This window comes from Ruegeria sp. BG6 (assembly GCF_056538465.1).
The window spans coordinates 72,788-89,910 of the sequence record NZ_JBQFTB010000003.1; the positions used below are offsets into that span (position 1 = coordinate 72,788).

Sequence of the window (17,123 nt, forward strand, 5' to 3'; positions counted from 1 at the left end):
CTCTCCTGTGCTGTGCCGATCAACGGCTGAACCTGCCCCGACAATGGCATGCGATGCATCACAGGGATAGGCTACTCCTCTTCCAGCCGAACAAGCGCGGCGCCGGCTTCGACCTGCGATCCGGGAGCGGCCAGAACTTCGGCAACGATGCCGTCACGTGCGGCCAGCAAGGCGTGCTCCATTTTCATAGCTTCCAGAATGGCCAAGCGGTCGCCCTCCGATACGGACTGACCAGCCTCGGCGAACACGGCCTTGACCAGACCGGGCATGGGCGCCTCGATCACGTTTGTGTTGCCGGATGCCGTCGTATCGCGATCAAGCGGATCGATTAGTTCAAACGCGTGGCCGTAATCGTCAAAAACCGTGATGACGGCTCCGTTGATGGCAACGCGAGGTATGGGCTGACCGTCCAGACGCCAGAGGCCATCGCGCCGCCGTGCCTCGATCTGTTTCTGGTTTACATACCACAGTTGCCGGTCACGCCCATCGACCTGCACATCCAGATCGATGACATCGCCCCGGTGCTGCAGGTGGACCGCACGACGCAGCGGCTCCCACAGCGTGAAACCGGTCTCGTCATCTGTGTTGACGAGACCCAGCGCCGCCATAGCGGCGGCCACGGAATGTCCGGCAGAGGGTTCAGTTTCCGAAGTCAGCCCCGGCAACTCCCGGCCAATCAACCCGGTATCGACGTCTCCTGCTGCAAATCCTGCATGCCGTGTCAGCGCGCCCAGAAATGCAAGGTTCGTGACCGTTCCAGCGACCTCGGTTTGCTGCAACGCACGGTGCAATTGCTCCAGCGCCGCCGATCGGGTTGGTCCATGTACGATGACCTTGGCAATCATCGGATCGTACCACGGGCTGATTATGTCACCGGCACGCACACCACTGTCGGCGCGGCAATCAACTGGAAACCGAAGATGAGAAAGCTGTCCGGTCGCGGGCAGAAACCCTTTTGGTACGTCTTCAGCGTAAAGCCGCGCCTCGAAGGCATGCCCGCTGATCGACAGTTGTTCCTGACCGGCGGGCAGCTTTTCCCCGGACGCGACCCGCAATTGCCATTCGACCAGATCAACGCCAGTGATCGCTTCGGTGACCGGATGCTCAACCTGCAAACGTGTGTTCATTTCCATGAACCAGAACCGGTCCGGGCGCAGCCCCTCCGAGGCATCGACAATAAACTCAACGGTGCCTGCGCCCTTGTAGCCGATCGCTTCGGCGGCCCGGACACCTGCCTGCCCCATCGCCTCGCGCATCTCGGACGTCATCCCCGGCGCTGGCGCTTCCTCGATGACCTTCTGATGGCGCCGCTGTAACGAGCAGTCTCTCTCGAACAAATGCACGGCATGAGTTCCGTCGCCGAACACCTGCACTTCGATATGGCGGGGTTTGGTGACGAATTTCTCGACCAGAACCGCGTCATTGCCAAACGCCGTCCGCGCCTCGCTGCGCGCGCTATCCAGCGCGGCGTTGAAGTCCTGCGGCTTTTCAACGAGCCGCATGCCTTTGCCACCGCCACCGGCAACCGCTTTGATCAGAACCGGGTAGCCAATCGCATCGGCCGCGCCGGCAAGGTGATCCGGGTCCTGGTTATCGCCGTGATAGCCGGGAACAACCGGCACACCGGCCTCCTCCATCAGAACCTTCGCGGCATCCTTCAATCCCATCTTGCGGATCGCATCGGCGGACGGTCCTATGAACGTCAGGCCGGCAGCTTCGACTGCATCCACGAAATCGGGGTTTTCGGACAGGAATCCATAGCCGGGATGGATCGCTTGCGCGCCGGTTTTTAACGCCGCCTCGATGATCACGTTCCCTTTAAGGTAGCTGTCCGCAGGGGCCGCGCCACCGATATGCACAGCCTCATCGGCCATCTGGACGTGCTTGGACCCGATATCGGCGTCCGAATAGACGGCAACGCAGGAAACGCCCAGCTTTTGCGCAGTTTCCATAACTCGGCAGGCAATCTCACCCCGGTTGGCAATCAGAATTTTAGTGAACACAAGCCCAGTTCCTCTCTGAACAAAAATCCCTCGACGAAGGATTTCTTCCCAAGAATTTTCGCAGAAACTTCTCTGCCATCACATCCTGAACACGCCGAAGCGCGTCTCCTCGATCGGGGCATTCAACGCAGCGCTCAGCGAGAGGGCCAGCACATCGCGGCTTTTGCGCGGGTCGATGATGCCGTCGTCCCACAACCGCGCCGAGGCATAGAGCGGATGCGACTGCTCCTCGAACATGTCCAGCGTGGGCCGCTTGAATTCCGCTTCTTCTTCAGCCGACCATGTGCCGCCCTGCCGTTCGATCCCGTCGCGCTTGACCGTGGCCAGAACACCCGCCGCCTGTTCGCCACCCATGACCGAGATGCGCGAGTTCGGCCAGGTCCAAAGGAAGCGTGGCTGGTAGGCGCGGCCCGCCATGCCATAGTTCCCGGCCCCGAACGAGCCACCGACAAGCATCGTAATCTTCGGAACCGAGGTCGTCGCCACTGCCGTCACCATCTTGGCCCCGTGCCGTGCGATGCCTTCGTTCTCGTATTTCCGCCCGACCATGAAGCCGGTGATGTTTTGCAGGAAAACCAGAGGGATTTTGCGTTGTGAACAGAGTTCAACGAAATGCGCGCCCTTCTGGGCTGCCTCTGAAAACAGCACCCCGTTATTGGCGATGATCCCGACGGGGCAGCCTTTGACATGGGCGAACCCTGTCACCAGCGTTTCCCCGAACCGCGGTTTGAACTCGTCAAAGCGCGAGCCATCCACCAGCCGCGCGATTACCTCGCGGATGTCATAGGGCGTGCGCAGATCGGCGGGGACCACCCCCAGAATCTCTTCAGGATCATAAGCGGGATCCTCCGGGTTCGCCCAATCCACGGTCTGCAGCTTGCGCAGGTTCAGCGATGAGACGGCCCGGCGCGCCAGCGCCAGCGCATGGGCATCATCCTCGGCCAAATAGTCGGCTACGCCGGACAGGCGGGTATGAACGTCACCACCGCCCAGATCCTCGGAACTGACCACCTCGCCTGTTGCGGCCTTGACCAGAGGCGGCCCGGCCAGAAAGATCGTCCCCTGCTCCTTCACGATGATCGTCACGTCCGACATCGCAGGCACATAGGCGCCACCCGCCGTGCACGACCCCATGACCACCGCGATCTGAGGAATCCCCTTCGCGCTCATCCGCGCCTGATTGTAGAAGATGCGGCCAAAGTGATCGCGGTCGGGAAAGACCTCATCCTGATTGGGCAGGTTCGCGCCACCACTGTCGACCAGATAGATGCAGGGAAGACGATTTTCCTCGGCGATCTCCTGCGCACGAAGGTGTTTCTTGACCGTCATCGGGTAGTATGTGCCGCCCTTCACGGTGGCGTCGTTACACACCACCATGACCTCGCGCCCCTGCACCCGGCCAATGCCCGCAATGGCCCCGGCAGACGGCGCAGCATCTCCATACATGCCATGGGCCGCCGTTGCGCCGATTTCAAGGAACGGAGAGCCCGGATCGAGCAAGTTCGCCACCCGGCGGCGCGGTAGCATCTTGCCCCGAGATTCATGCCGTGCACGGGACTTTTCACCGCCCCCCATACGGGCCGCTTCCGCAGCAGCGGAGATTTGTGCCAATGCCTCGAGATGAGCAGCGCGGTTTTGCTTGAAGCCCTCGGAGGTGGGCATGGCTTTGGATGTGAGTTTCATTGCTTAACCTCCAAGGTAAGTCGCTGTAGATAACGCCATTGCACCCAATCTCCCGTGGTCAAATAGATATTGCACCACATATCTAAGGGGACTCCTTCAATGGGAGATGCATCGCAAACACCAAAAACATCTTCAACCAATTCTGAGTACTTACGTTCATAATTTCGTGTGGCCCAACTTGAACCTTCGATTTTTTGAGGCAAATCGTTTTTGATTGCTGTCGAAAGAGAAACAATGTGCTCGGAAAGATTAGCTAGGCATTGCAATCGTTTATCTTCGGCTCGACCAGTAGTGCAGTATTCAATAGCAAGATCTGCACAGTTGATATCCATGACCATGCCGTTCGAGGACTGAGTTAGCTGGGCACATCCGTCGAACCACTCCAAGACATTTATCGGCATGGGAGCGATTTCAGTGACTGCCTCGCCTACATCAGCCAAGCACAAGGGAATGATAATCGACAGGTGCTTCATGGAGCCCTCTCCTCCGCTGCACGCACCTTCAATTCCTTCCGAATAACCTTCCCCGTCACCGTCATTGGCAATTCTTCCAAAAACGCCACCTCGCGTGGATAGGAGTAATGCGCCAGACGGTCTTTGACCCAATCCTGCAACTCGGCCCCCGACGCCTCGGCACCGGGTTTCAGCACGACATAAGCCTTGACGATCTCGGTCCGCAGCGGGTCAGGCTTGCCTACTACGCCCACGGTCGCTACCGCCGGATGGGTCAGCAGGCAGTCTTCGATCTCGGCGGGGCCAATGCGGTAGCCAGCCGAAGTGATCACGTCATCTTCGCGGCCGACAAAACGCAGGTATTCCCCCTCCCACACGCCGCGGTCGCCAGTGATCAGCCAATCGCCGCGAAACTTCTCGGTCGTGGCCTGGGGCCGGTTCCAGTACTCCAGCATCATCGAGGCCGACCCCCGCCTGATCGCTACGTCGCCTTCCTCGTCCGTCGGAACACCATACTCGTCAATCACCGCGACCTCATGCCCCGGCACCGGTTTGCCGATGCATCCGGGACGGACCGGATAGTCCTCGGCGCAGGAAGACACGACCATGTTGCATTCGGTCTGACCGTAGAATTCGTTGATGGTCAGGCCAAACGCCTTTTCCCCCCAGGCCAGCATTTCCGCGCCCAAAGGCTCTCCTCCCGAGGCGACAGAGCGCAGGCCGGGAATGCTCTGATCCGCCGCTTTCAGCATCCGCAGCGCGGTCGGCGGGAAGAAGACGTTCCGTACTCCACCCCGCGAAATCACGTCGGCGCACCCTTCGGGCGAAAACTTCTCAAGCCGCGCGGCAACCACCGGAATTCCAAATGCCAACCCCGGCATCAACACGTCGAACAGTCCGCCAATCCAGGCCCAGTCCGCAGGTGTCCAAAGGCAATCACCGTCCCGCAGATGGTTGTGGCTGATCGACACGCCCGGCAGATGGCCGGTCAGCACCCGATGCCCGTGCAAAGCCCCTTTCGGAGTCCCTGTTGTACCAGACGTATAGATTAGAACCGCAGGGTCGTCGGGGCCCGTGTCGGCAAAAGGCACCGGATCACCTGGTTCTCCGATCTGGTGTGCCAGCAAAGGTTCGGCCAGATCGCCCAGCAGCGCGGCCCCTTCGGCGTCGGTCAGCACAATCCGCGCCCCGGAACCCCCGACTCGAGAGGACAGAGCATCGCGGCGGAACAGCTTGAACAGCGGCACTGAAATGGCACCGATTTTCCAGATTGCCAGATGTGCCGCAGCGCACCAGACAGACTGCCCCAGCAACACACCAACCCTGTCCCCGGTCCGCACCCTGCGCAACAGCGCCCGTGCCAAACCATCCGCCAGAACGCTGAGTTCCCCGTATGTCACGGATGAGGGTTCTTCACCGGTCAGATCCAGCAGCGCCAGTTTGTCCGGGGCCTGCGCCAAGCACTGCTGGGCCATGTTCAATTGCGCCGGACAATCCCAGCTGTGATCGGCGCGCAAACCCGGTATGACCTCAGTGGGACGCATAGGTTTTTTCCATTGTTTTACTGCGCTTTACCGCCGCTACCTCATTTGGCATTTCGGCACGGATTTGACTCAGATCAGAGTCCGCCAGCCTTTGATCCGGCACCACAGCCTCATCAACATAACCAAAGGCATGAATATGACCAAGAAACTCGCCGCTTTGACCTTGTCTACTGCACTGGTTGCGCTGGCCGCGCCGGCTTTTGCACAATCGCAAGGGGACTGGACCGTGGGTATCGGTGTCGGCTACCTCGACCCGAAATCCGACAATGGCACTCTGGCCACGCTGGATGCCGAAGTCGGGTCCAGCACCCGCCCGATCTTTACCGCCGAGTACTTCGTCCGCGACAATCTTGGTATCGAACTTCTGGCCGCAACCCCGTTCAGCCACACTATCGCGCTGGGTGGCATTGATGCCGCCAGCACCAAGCAACTGCCGCCAACCCTGTCCCTGAACTATCACTTCCCGACCAACAGCGCCTGGAAGCCCTATGTTGGTGCCGGTCTGAACTACACAATCTTCTTTGACGAAAAGTCCGCCTTGGGCGATCTCGACATCGACAATTCCCTTGGCGTCTCGCTGCAGGCCGGCCTGGACTACATGGTCACCGAACAAGGCTCGGTGCGGCTGAACGTGCGATGGTTCGACATCGAATCGGACGTTACGCTGGACGGCGCCAAGATCGGCAAAGCCGAAATCGATCCATGGCTGGTCGGTGCGTCCTACGTCCATCGCTTCTGATCCGTTCGCAATCCCGCCCCGCTGGTCCATTGGCCTGCGGGGCGAATTATCTCAGAGCATCTTGTTCATCATTTCGCGCCCGATCAGCATCCGACGGATTTCGCTGGTCCCGGCACCAATTTCCATCAGCTTTGCATCCCGGAAGATGCGGCTGACCGCGGCGTCGGACAGGAACCCGGCCCCGCCCATTGCCTGCACCGCCTGATGAGCCTGCGTCATGGCCTGCTCCGACGCATAGAGGCAGCAAGCCGCCGCGTCCTGACGGGTCACGTCGCCCCGGTCACAGGCCTTTGCGACCTCGTAGATATAAGCTCTGGCCGAGTTCATCGCGGTGTACATATCGGCGATCTTGCCCTGCATCAGCTGAAAGGTACCGATTGGTTTGCCAAACTGCTTGCGCTCGGCCAGATAAGGCATGACCTCATCCAGACAGGCCGCCATGATACCGGTTCCAATCCCCGCAAGAACGACGCGTTCGTAATCCAACCCGGACATCAGCACCGCAACGCCTTTGCCCTCCTCGCCCAGAACATTCTCGAAGGGCACTTCGACATCTTCGAAGATCAGTTCGGCCGTATTCGACCCGCGCATCCCCAGCTTGTCGAAATGGGGTGAGGTCGAAAACCCGGTCATCTCCTTTTCGATCAGAAAGGCGGTGATGCCCTTGGACCCTGCATCCGGGTCGGTCTTGGCATAGACAACCAACGTATCGGCATCCGGGCCGTTGGTGATCCAGTATTTGTTGCCATTCAGCCGATAATGATCGTTCCGTTTCTCGGCCCGCAGCTTCATCGACACAACATCGGATCCGGCCGAAGGTTCGGACATCGCCAACGCGCCGACATGCTCACCGGAAATCAGGCGTGGCAGGTATTTCTGTTTCTGCTCGGCGTTGCCGTTCAGCTTGATCTGGTTCACACACAGGTTCGAATGGGCGCCGTAAGACAAAGACACCGAAGCGGACGCGCGGGCGATTTCCTCAACCGCGACCGTGTGCGCCAGATAGGACATTCCGGCTCCGCCGTATTCCTCGGGAACGGTAATGCCCAGCAGGCCCAGTTCCCCCATTTCCGTCCACAGATCATTCGGAAACGCGTTCGAGGAATCGATTTCGGCGGCCATTGGTTTGACCCGCTCCTGCGCCCAGCGATGCACCATATCGCGCAGGGCATTCACATCTTCGCCCAGATCAAATTGCATTGTTGCGGTGAACATCCGGGGCCTCCCTTGCCGGTTTAATGAACACTTGTTCAATAACGACATACCAGCTTGCATCCGGCCGGTCAACGTTACGGTTTCACGATCTGCCTAAACGCAAAAAAAACGCCGCCTGTTGGCAGGCGGCGGTTTGTTTGAGAAATCAAGCGTGCGCCAAAGGCGCACTCAATCGGATTGCGCCTGATAGACTGCACCGACTTCGGATCGGATAATCCGGGCAATGACGCGACAGTCTTCAAGCGAAAACGTCAAAGGCACCCGCATGTCCATGATGCCGGCCAGGATACGGTCACTCGCTGGCATCCGGGTGCTTTCCGCATAGCGCCAGCTGTCATAGCGCGAGGTAAAACCGGCCGGTTCCGCCCCGCCAAACCACTTCAACTCCACCCCTCGCGCGGCACAGCGGGCAATGACCTCTGCGATGCGGTCAGGGGGCCAGTCCAGCAGCAGAAACTGGATCGAAGACCCGACATAGGTCTCGGCCTCCGGGCGTTCGACAATCGTCAACCCGGGCGTTTGGCGCAAACCTGCCTCAACTTCTCTGTAACGTTCGTTCCAGCGCTGCACCTGACGGTCGAGATCCCGCAGTTGCGGGCGCAGAATCGCGGCGCGCAGATTATCCATGCGACCGGAAACATTAGGCGTAGTGTATTTGATGCGCTCGAAAACCTCGCGCCCCGGGGCGGCCAGATGCCGCTCATACAGCATGTAGGATCCCGACAGCATCGTGGCCTTGGCGGCCAGTTCCTCATTATCGGTGATCAGCAGCCCGCCTTCACCGGAATTGACATGCTTGTAGGTCTGACAGGAATAGCACCCGATGGCGCCCTGACGGCCCGACAATTGCCCCCGCCATGCCGCGCCCATCGTGTGGGCGCAATCCTCGATCACCGTGACACCGGCCGCATCACACATCTGCATCAGCCGGTCCATGTCGCACAGATGCCCGCGCATATGGCTTAGCATCAGAACGCGTGCCTGACCCAGCTTGCTTTCCAGATCGTCCAGATCGATCGTCAGGCTTTCCGTCACCCCGACAAACACCGGGCGGGCACCGACCGAGGCGATTGACCCCGGCACCGGAGCCAGCGTGAAGGCATTCGTCAGAACCGGATCACCCGGCTGAACCCCGACGGCCCGTAAGGCGGTCGCCAGCGCATACCCCCCCGAGGACACGGCGAGACAGTATTTCGCGCCGGTCTGCGCGGCAAATTCCTGTTCCAGCAACGCAGTCTCGCTCAGTTCCCCGGGCACCACGTTATAGCGATGCAGCCGACCGTGCCGGAGGACGGCCAGTGCGGCTTCGATTGCGTCTTCGGGGATGGGTTCCTGCTGCGTGAAGCTGCCAGAGAATGTTTCGGTCATGTGCCAGTTCTGATCCTGCAAAAGGTTCCGGTCAAGAGCTTACGCCGTCACGCCGATCAGGTCATTCACGACGTCGGGCAGATCATTGAAATGATGCAGCAGGGCGTCCGGTTCCAACGCGGCCATATCTTCGCCGGAAGGCCCGAACGTCACCAGGACCGACGGCACCCCGGCGGCGCGTGCCGTGTTGTGGTCGGTATCCGAGTCTCCAATTAGAACGCACTGGTCGGTGTGCCCGCCAGCACGGCGCGCGGCCTCGCGCAGGGGTTCGGGATCGGGCTTTCGCACCGCCAGCGTATCGGCCCCAACCAGCGAGGCGAAACGATCCCGCACCCCAAGACGCATCAAAAGCAGATCGGCCAGAGCCTCGGGTTTGTTGGTGCAGATACCCACACCGTACCCTGTGGCTTTCAACGTATCGACTGCCTCAAGCGCGCCGGGGTAGAATTTGGTGTGGATGTCAATGGCTTCCGAATAGGCCTCGAGCAGAATTGGATAATACGCCAGCACTGTTGCCTCGTCATACGCTCCGACCCGTTTCAGCCCGTGGCTCAGCATCATGCGTCCGCCACGCAAGGCAACACCGGCGTCCTGTTCCCGCGTCAGAACATCGCCATGCCCCATTTCACGAAAACAATGATTTGCCGCCGCCAGCAAATCGCCTGAAGTATCCGCCAAAGTGCCGTCCAGATCGAAGATGACCGTACGCATTTTGCCTCCTTGCTCGGCAGAAACCCGCCATGAGATGTTGCAAACGGCAATCTTGTTTGATGGGCGAACCGCTTGCGCCTTTGAAACCAGCGGATAAAACGGACGACAACAAAACACAAAGAGAAAACGATTTCATGACCACTGCCCTTGTCATCCTCGCCGCCGGAAAAGGCACCAGGATGAATTCGGAGATACCAAAAGTTCTGCATCCCATCGCGCAGGCCCCGATGCTGGTTCACGCCATGCGCGCCGGCGCAATTCTGTCCCCCGAACGCACTGTCATCGTCACCGGGCACGGGTCCGAGGCGGTCGCCAAAGCCGCGCGGGCCGAGGATGAAGACGTGCATATCGCCATGCAGGAGGAGCAACTGGGTACCGCCCACGCGGTCGCGCAGGCACGCGGCGCGTTGGACGGGTTTTCCGGCGACATCGTGGTTCTGTATGGCGACACACCCTTTCTGCAACCGGACACTCTGGAACGGATGGTAGCCGCGCGGACCGAGAACGATCTGGTTATTCTGGGGTTCGAGGCGGCCGATCCCGCCCGTTATGGCCGACTGGTCATGAAGGGCGACACGCTGGAACGGATCGTTGAATTCAAGGACGCCTCCGAGGAGGAACGCGCGATCACCTTCTGCAATTCGGGCCTTTTGGCCTGCGATGCTCAGACCCTGTTCTCGCTGATCGACGCGGTCGGGAATGGCAATGCATCCGGCGAGTACTACCTTACCGATGTTGTTGAAATCGCGGGAAATCGCGGACTGAAGGTCACCGCTGTTGCCTGTGATGAGGCCCAGACACTGGGTGTCAATTCCCGCGCCGATCTGGCGGCGGCGGATGCCGTTTATCAAACCCGCGCTCGTGCAGAACTGATGGATCTGGGCGTCACGCTGATGGACCCGCAGACCGTGTACCTGGCTGCTGACACAGTGATCGGGCGCGATACCGTGATTGAACCAAATGTGGTTTTTGGCCCCGGCGTTACCGTGGAAAGCGGCGCAACGATCCGCGCCTTTTCGCATCTTGAAGGGTGCCATGTCAGCCGCGGTGCCATCGTCGGCCCCTATGCCCGCCTTCGTCCGGGCGCCGAATTGGCCGAAGATGCGCGGATCGGTAATTTCGTCGAAATCAAGAATGCCGAAATCGGCGAAGGTGCCAAGGTCAATCACCTCAGCTATGTCGGCGATGCCTCGGTCGGGGCCAGAACCAATATCGGCGCCGGAACCATCACCTGCAACTATGACGGCGTCATGAAGCACCGCACGACAATTGGTGACGATGTCTTCATCGGCTCCAACACTATGTTGGTGGCGCCAGTCACACTAGGCGACGGCGCAATGACGGCCACTGGCACGGTGGTCACCAGGAATGTCGATCCCGACGCACTGGCCGTGGCTCGTTCACGCCAGGAAAACAAACCGGGTTATGCGCGTAAACTGTTTGAAATGCTAACGGCGAAGAAGGCTCGCCGCGACAAAGGAGCCTAAATTATGTGTGGTATTGTTGGCGTACTGGGACAGCACGAAGCCGCCCCCATTCTGGTCGAGGCGCTGAAGCGGCTGGAATATCGCGGTTACGACAGTGCGGGGATTGCAACGGTCAACAACGGCGCACTGGGGCGTCGGCGGGCCGTGGGCAAGCTGGTCAACCTAAGCGATCTGCTGGTGCACGACCCCTTGCCCGGAAAATCGGGTATCGGCCACACCCGCTGGGCCACGCATGGCGCGCCTTCGGTCACCAACGCCCACCCGCACAGGGCGGGCCCGGTGGCCGTTGTCCACAATGGCATCGTCGAAAACTACCGAGAATTGCGTGCGGAGCTGGCAGAAAACGGGATCGATTTCCAGACCGAAACCGATACTGAAACCGTCGCCCTGATGACCGAACACTACATGAAAACCGGTCTGAACGCGGTTCAAGCCGCCTTCAAAACGATCGACCGGCTGGAAGGTGCCTTTGCCCTGGCATTCCTGTTCGATGGAGAGGATGACCTGATCATTGCCGCCCGCAAAGGCTCTCCGCTGGCGATTGGTCATGGCGATGGCGAGATGTTCGTTGGCTCGGACGCCATTGCGCTGGCCCCGCTGACAGACAGGATCACATATCTCGAGGAAGGCGACCGCGCCGTCCTGACCCGCACGTCGCTGGAAATCCGCAATGACAAGGGTGATCTGGCCAACCGGGAAACGCGCCGGATCAAACTGGACCATACCCGAACCGACAAGGGCGGGCACAAACATTATATGGCCAAGGAAATCGCCGAACAGCCGATCGTGGTGGCCGAGGCGATCCGGTCCTATCTGCCGACCGGTGGCGACCGGGTCGTGTTGCCCGATGCGGATCTGGATTTCACGAAACTGGATCGGTTGACCATGGTGGCCTGCGGCACAGCCTTCTATGCCTGCCTGACCGCAAAATACTGGTTCGAACAACTGGCCAAAATGCCGGTCGAAGTCGATATCGCCAGCGAGTTCCGCTACCGCGAGCCACCGATCACTGATCGCACACTGGCCCTGTTCGTCAGTCAGTCGGGCGAAACGGCGGACACATTGGCCGCGCTGCGCTATTGCGAGGGCAAGGCGGACAAGATCGTTTCGGTCGTCAATGTCCCCGAAAGCTCGATTGCCCGCGAAAGTGACATCGCCCTGCCGATCCACGCCGGCGTGGAAATCGGCGTGGCATCGACGAAGGCGTTCACGTGTCAGTTGAGCGTGTTGCTGATGCTTGCGCTCAAGGCTGCCGCCGACCGGGGCACGCTTAGCGACGAAGAACTGGCCGATCACGCCGCAGCTCTGCGCGGTCTGCCCACAATCCTGAACGCGGCGCTGGATCAAAGCCACGCCATCCGCAAATCCGCCCAGCGCCTGTCCGAGGCGCGCGACGTGTTGTTTCTGGGCCGGGGGCTGATGTATCCACTGGCCATGGAGGGGGCGCTGAAGCTCAAGGAAATCAGCTATATCCATGCGGAAGGTTATGCCTCGGGTGAATTGAAACACGGGCCCATCGCCCTGATCGACAAGCATATGCCGGTGGTTGTCATGGCCCCGCGCGACGCCGTTTTCGACAAGACGGTTTCGAACATGCAGGAGGTCATGGCACGCAAGGGCAAGGTCATTCTCATCTCGGACGATGACGGCATTACCGACGCGGAAGACGGCGTCTGGAACACGATCCGCATGCCGCATGTCCATACAAGCCTGGCGCCAATCCTGTATTCGGTGCCGGCCCAGTTGCTGGCCTATCACACCGCTGTCGCAAAGGGCACGGATGTGGATCAGCCGCGCAACCTGGCCAAATCCGTAACGGTGGAGTGAACCATGTCCAAACAATTCCCGGAACTGGACGACGCCCAACGCAAGTTCATCGAAGACCAGCACATGTTCTTCGTTGGCACCGCAGGGCCTGAAGGTCGCGTCAATATCTCGCCCAAGGGCATGGATTCATTACGTGTTCTTGGGCCCAACCGGATCGTTTGGTTGAACCTAACTGGCAGTGGCAACGAAACCGCCGGTCATTTGCTGCAGACCAATCGCATGACGCTGATGTGGTGCTCCTTCACCACGCGCCCTCTGATCCTGCGCACCTATGGCACTGCACATACCCTGCACGTCGGCAACGATGGCTGGGACGAACTGGCCGCCCTGTTCCCCACTCATCGCAGCGCCCGGCAGATCTATGACCTCAGCCTCGACATGGTGCAGACGTCCTGTGGCTACGCGGTTCCGTTCATGGAATTCCAATCGGACCGCGACACGATGCAAAAGTGGGTCGACGGAAAATCCGACGAGGACATCCGTGCCTATTGGGTCGACAAGAACCACTCCACGATTGACGGCCACCCCACCCGTGCCTTGGAAAAGGGCGGCGATGCCGGATAGCTATCTCAACCAGATCAAGGCTCATGCCGACCCCGAGCGCGCAGACCAGATGGCGGCCTATCACAAGGTCGAGCGTCCTTATCTGGGGGTCGCCAATCCGGTTTTGAACGACCTCACCAAGTCGTGGCGGCAAGAGCTGGATGTTTCTGCTCGAGTAGAAGTGGCGGACGCTCTGTGGCAGAGCAACATTCACGAGGCTCGTCTTGCTGCTGCCAAACTGCTGACGCAGGCCCGTATCCGGCCAGATCAGGCGGTCTGGGAACTGCTGCACAGCTGGTTGCCGGATTTTGACGCCTGGGCGGTGGCCGATCACGCCTGCATGGCAATGCAAAAGCGCCTTACAGCAGACCCCGAACGGCTGGATCAGGTGGAGCTCTGGACCGCCTCAGATCACATGTGGACCCGCAGGGCTGCGCTGGTCGCCACCCTGTCTTGGACCAAGCAAAACCACCCCAAACCCGACGATCTGCAGCGCCGCGACCGTATTCTGGGTTGGGCTGCGGGTTACGTTCCCGATCGTGACTGGTTCATTCAGAAATCCGTCGCCTGGTGGCTGCGCGAACTGTCCAAACACGATCCGTCCCGCGTCATTGCGTTTCTGTCCGCGCATGGCAGCCAGATGAAGCCCTTTGCCCGCCGCGAGGCCGGCAAATACCTGAAAGATCAGTTGGAATAAACTTCAAGTTCGACCAGAGCGTCGAGCGGCAACAAAAGTGCCCGCATTGCATCCAGCGACAGACGGCTGCCCCCGCTTTCAGGTCCCGGCGCCGGTACCAGCGCAATATAGGCCTGTGCCCCCGTACTTGGGACCAAAACGCGCCCCGTGAACTCGGTCTCGACCAGAGGGGTTTCCATCCAGCGTCCCGGCGTCGTGGGATCACCCAGCGCGGCGACGGTCGTTCTGGCGCCGATCCAACCAGCCGCAGTGGCGGCAACAGGTTCCGGTTCGATCGCTTCCCCGGCAGTCGCAGCATCCGGTTCGGCAACACCATCGCCACCGCCAAAGACCCGGTCCGTCGTTGACCAAACCGCGTCACATCCCGCCAGCAAAGCGCACAACACCAAAACCGCATATCTCATGGCCACAACCTATCGACCTGCGCCCATCTATGCCAGCGCAAAGGAAACTTCACCCTTGTCGCGGGCAGGCCGCAGCTTTACCTATGTCGCATGACAGCTCCTCTTATCGACCCGTTTGCGCGCGCCATCACCTATCTCCGTGTTTCCGTCACGGATCGCTGCGATTTCCGCTGCGTCTATTGCATGTCCGAAAACATGACGTTCCTGCCCAAGAAGGACCTGCTGACTCTCGAGGAGCTGGATCGCATGTGTTCGACATTTGTCCGGCTGGGCGTCGAAAAGCTGCGCATAACCGGCGGGGAACCACTGGTGCGCCGTAACATCATGAGCTTTTTCAACGCCATGACCCGGCATCTGGACAGCGGCGCGCTGAAAGAGCTGACGCTGACAACCAACGGATCACAGCTGAACCGTTTTTCCGAGGATCTGTATGCTGCGGGCGTGCGCAGGATCAACGTGTCGCTGGATACGCTGGATGACGACAAATTCGCGCGCATCACCCGGTGGGGCCGCCTGAAACAGGTGCTGAACGGCATTGATGCCGCACAAAAAGCCGGATTGCGGATCAAGATCAATGCTGTGGCTCTGAAAGGCTTCAACGAGGAAGAACTGCCGCGGATCACGCAATGGTGCGCCGAGCGTGACATGGACCTGACCTGGATCGAGGTCATGCCGATGGGCGACATCGGCAACGAAGATCGTCTGGATCAATACTGGTCACTCAAGGATGTACGGGCTGAATACGAAAACCACTACCGGGTCACCGATCTGGCCGAGCGGACCGGCGGCCCCGCGCGCTATGTCCGGCTTGAGGAAACGGGGCAGAAGATCGGCTTCATCACGCCGCTCAGCCACAATTTCTGCGAAAGCTGCAACCGCGTGCGGCTGACCTGCACGGGCGAGCTGTACATGTGCCTGGGCCAGGAAGACATGGCCGATCTGCGCGATCCGCTGCGGGATCATCCGGATACGGAACAACCGCTCGAAGACGCGATCCGTGCTGCGATCAACCTCAAACCCAAGGGGCATGATTTCGACTATTCCCGTCAGGCGGTAGATGGCCGGATGAGCCGCCACATGAGCCACACAGGCGGCTGACATGCCGCGCCGGAACGGCCAGACGCTGCTTTATCGTTTGTATTGCGGCCTGACCTCAATTGCCGCACCGCTTGTCTGGCGTACCGTGCGCAACAAGCTGCAGGCTGCAGGGGTTCCCCAGGCACGGCAACAGGAACGCCTCGGCCACGCAAGCCAGCCCCGTCCAGATGCCCGCCTGGTCTGGTTTCACGCCGCCAGCGTCGGAGAAAGCCTGTCCGTACTCAGCCTGATCAATCGGCTGGCGGAAAGGCTGCCAGATGCGCATTTCCTGATCACATCCGGTACTCCGACCTCGGCAGCCCTTATCGAAAAGCGGCTTCCGCCCAGAACGCGCCACCAGTACCCGCCGCTGGACACAGGCGGCCCCGTCAGACGGTTTCTGGCCCATTGGAAGCCCGATGCCGGAATCTTCGTCGAAAGCGAAATCTGGCCGCACCTGATTGTCGAGGCCTCGCACCTGGGAACGCCGCTTGCCCTGCTCAATGCTCGACTGTCGGATAAATCGGTCGCTGGCTGGAAAAAGCGTCCGCGAACAGCACGGTTCATCCTTGAACAGTTTCGCTTGTTTTTGACTCAGAACGACAAGGCGGCGGCCAACCTGCTGGCCATGGGGGCACCAGCAGATCGGGTCAAGCCCGGGACCAACCTCAAGTCGATGTCCGACCCCCTGCCCGTGAACAAGGAAACGCTGACCAGCATCCGCAGCCAGATTGCCGGGCGCCCGGTCTGGATCGCCAGTTCCACCCACGCCGGAGAAGAGGAAATCGTGCTGGCGGCCCACGCGCAATTGCTGGAAAGCTGGCCCGACCTGCTACTCCTGCTGATCCCCCGCCATCCTGAACGGCGCGAAGATGTCGGTACATTGATCCAGCAGGCCGGCCTTTCCATGTCGCTGCGCTCTGCCGACATGCCAATCACGGCAGACACGCAGGTCTACGTCGCCGATACCCTCGGCGAAACTGGAACCTGGTATGCCTTGTGTCCGATCGTATTTTTGGGCGGCTCGCTCAAGGAAATCGGCGGTCACAATCCGTTTGAACCGGCACAGGCCGGCGCGGCCGTCATTACCGGGCCGGGGTATTTCAACTTTGCCGAAACATTTGCGCCTCTGATCGAAAGTGGCGGCACAATCGAGGTGCGGACAGCACAAGACCTTACCACCGCCGTCGCCACTTGGCTGAGCGACAAAGTGGCATTAGCGGAAGCCCAAAGCGCCGTGAAAACCTGCGTGAACACTCAAAAATCGGCGCTGGACGACGTCACAGATACACTCTGCACGCATCTTTCTCTCACGTGATCGCCCGTGGGGTCCACGCTTCATCTGGCTAAAAATATCCCGGGGGAGGCGCGCC

General features: G+C 60.1%; 15 protein-coding genes. 7 read left to right on the forward strand and 8 right to left on the reverse strand.

Annotated features, from left to right (window positions below; all coding sequences use genetic code 11):
* Window positions 1-71: 71 nt before the first annotated feature.
* The 4 genes from ACR0JW_RS07350 to ACR0JW_RS07365 all read right to left on the reverse strand — a co-directional run bounded on the left by ACR0JW_RS07350 (window position 72) and on the right by ACR0JW_RS07365 (window position 5,682).
* The gene (locus tag ACR0JW_RS07350) at window positions 72-2,003 is read right to left on the reverse strand and encodes an acetyl/propionyl/methylcrotonyl-CoA carboxylase subunit alpha (protein WP_480713767.1); all 1,932 of its coding nucleotides are present in this window, start codon (window positions 2,001-2,003) and stop codon (window positions 72-74) included.
* Between the two features lie 78 nt (window positions 2,004-2,081).
* A complete protein-coding gene (locus tag ACR0JW_RS07355; protein WP_170677840.1) occupies window positions 2,082-3,686 on the reverse strand; it encodes a carboxyl transferase domain-containing protein in 1,605 nt (534 codons plus the stop codon).
* Window positions 3,683-4,159, reverse strand: coding sequence for a hypothetical protein (locus ACR0JW_RS07360; protein WP_170677842.1), 477 nt, complete (start codon window positions 4,157-4,159; stop codon window positions 3,683-3,685). Before ACR0JW_RS07360 ends, ACR0JW_RS07355 begins: the two co-directional genes overlap by 4 nt.
* Window positions 4,156-5,682, reverse strand: coding sequence for an AMP-binding protein (locus tag ACR0JW_RS07365; RefSeq protein ID WP_170677844.1), 1,527 nt, complete (start codon window positions 5,680-5,682; stop codon window positions 4,156-4,158). The genes ACR0JW_RS07360 and ACR0JW_RS07365 overlap by 4 nt, the downstream gene beginning before the upstream one ends.
* Window positions 5,683-5,818: 136 nt before the next feature.
* Here ACR0JW_RS07365 and ACR0JW_RS07370 point away from each other — a divergent pair, with 136 nt between their 5' ends.
* Window positions 5,819-6,421: an OmpW family outer membrane protein gene (locus ACR0JW_RS07370; RefSeq protein ID WP_170677846.1), complete on the forward strand. Its 603-nt coding sequence runs from the start codon at window positions 5,819-5,821 to the stop codon at window positions 6,419-6,421.
* 51 nt (window positions 6,422-6,472) lie between these two features.
* Here ACR0JW_RS07370 and ACR0JW_RS07375 read toward each other — a convergent pair whose 3' ends face one another.
* The 3 genes from ACR0JW_RS07375 to ACR0JW_RS07385 form a co-directional block, all read right to left on the reverse strand.
* Window positions 6,473-7,636, reverse strand: a complete 1,164-nt coding sequence (locus tag ACR0JW_RS07375) for an isovaleryl-CoA dehydrogenase (RefSeq protein ID WP_170615336.1) — start codon at window positions 7,634-7,636, stop codon at window positions 6,473-6,475.
* A 168-nt stretch (window positions 7,637-7,804) separates the two neighbouring features.
* Complete coding sequence (locus ACR0JW_RS07380) at window positions 7,805-9,004, reverse strand: aminotransferase class I/II-fold pyridoxal phosphate-dependent enzyme (RefSeq protein ID WP_170677848.1); 1,200 nt, start codon at window positions 9,002-9,004, stop codon at window positions 7,805-7,807.
* Window positions 9,005-9,043: 39 nt separating this feature from the next.
* Window positions 9,044-9,715 carry an HAD-IA family hydrolase gene (locus ACR0JW_RS07385; RefSeq protein WP_170677850.1) on the reverse strand — a complete coding sequence of 224 codons (672 nt, stop codon included), beginning with the start codon at window positions 9,713-9,715 and terminating at the stop codon, window positions 9,044-9,046.
* 134 nt (window positions 9,716-9,849) lie between these two features.
* Between ACR0JW_RS07385 and glmU the strand changes: the two genes are divergently transcribed.
* Genes glmU through ACR0JW_RS07405 form a run of 4 tightly spaced genes read left to right on the forward strand, consistent with a single transcriptional unit; the run spans window position 9,850 to window position 14,269 of the window.
* Entirely contained in the window at window positions 9,850-11,202 is a 1,353-nt protein-coding gene (glmU, locus tag ACR0JW_RS07390) for a bifunctional UDP-N-acetylglucosamine diphosphorylase/glucosamine-1-phosphate N-acetyltransferase GlmU (RefSeq protein WP_170677852.1), read from the forward strand.
* Window positions 11,203-11,205: 3 nt separating this feature from the next.
* Window positions 11,206-13,029, forward strand: coding sequence for a glutamine--fructose-6-phosphate transaminase (isomerizing) (gene glmS / locus ACR0JW_RS07395; protein ID WP_170677854.1), 1,824 nt, complete (start codon window positions 11,206-11,208; stop codon window positions 13,027-13,029).
* A 3-nt stretch (window positions 13,030-13,032) separates the two neighbouring features.
* On the forward strand, window positions 13,033-13,593 hold the full coding sequence (locus ACR0JW_RS07400; protein ID WP_170677856.1) for a pyridoxamine 5'-phosphate oxidase family protein: 561 nt from the start codon (window positions 13,033-13,035) through the stop codon (window positions 13,591-13,593).
* Window positions 13,583-14,269: a DNA alkylation repair protein gene (locus tag ACR0JW_RS07405; protein ID WP_170677858.1), complete on the forward strand. Its 687-nt coding sequence runs from the start codon at window positions 13,583-13,585 to the stop codon at window positions 14,267-14,269. The genes ACR0JW_RS07400 and ACR0JW_RS07405 overlap by 11 nt, the downstream gene beginning before the upstream one ends.
* Here the strand turns inward: ACR0JW_RS07405 and ACR0JW_RS07410 are convergent.
* Entirely contained in the window at window positions 14,257-14,673 is a 417-nt protein-coding gene (locus tag ACR0JW_RS07410; protein ID WP_170677860.1) for a hypothetical protein, read from the reverse strand. The two genes, ACR0JW_RS07405 and ACR0JW_RS07410, sit on opposite strands and share 13 nt — an antisense overlap.
* A 90-nt stretch (window positions 14,674-14,763) precedes the next feature.
* Here ACR0JW_RS07410 and moaA point away from each other — a divergent pair, with 90 nt between their 5' ends.
* Window positions 14,764-15,771: a GTP 3',8-cyclase MoaA gene (gene moaA / locus ACR0JW_RS07415; protein ID WP_170806566.1), complete on the forward strand. Its 1,008-nt coding sequence runs from the start codon at window positions 14,764-14,766 to the stop codon at window positions 15,769-15,771.
* A 1-nt stretch (window position 15,772) separates the two neighbouring features.
* A complete protein-coding gene (locus ACR0JW_RS07420; protein ID WP_170677863.1) occupies window positions 15,773-17,068 on the forward strand; it encodes a 3-deoxy-D-manno-octulosonic acid transferase in 1,296 nt (431 codons plus the stop codon).
* Window positions 17,069-17,123 lie beyond the last annotated feature (55 nt).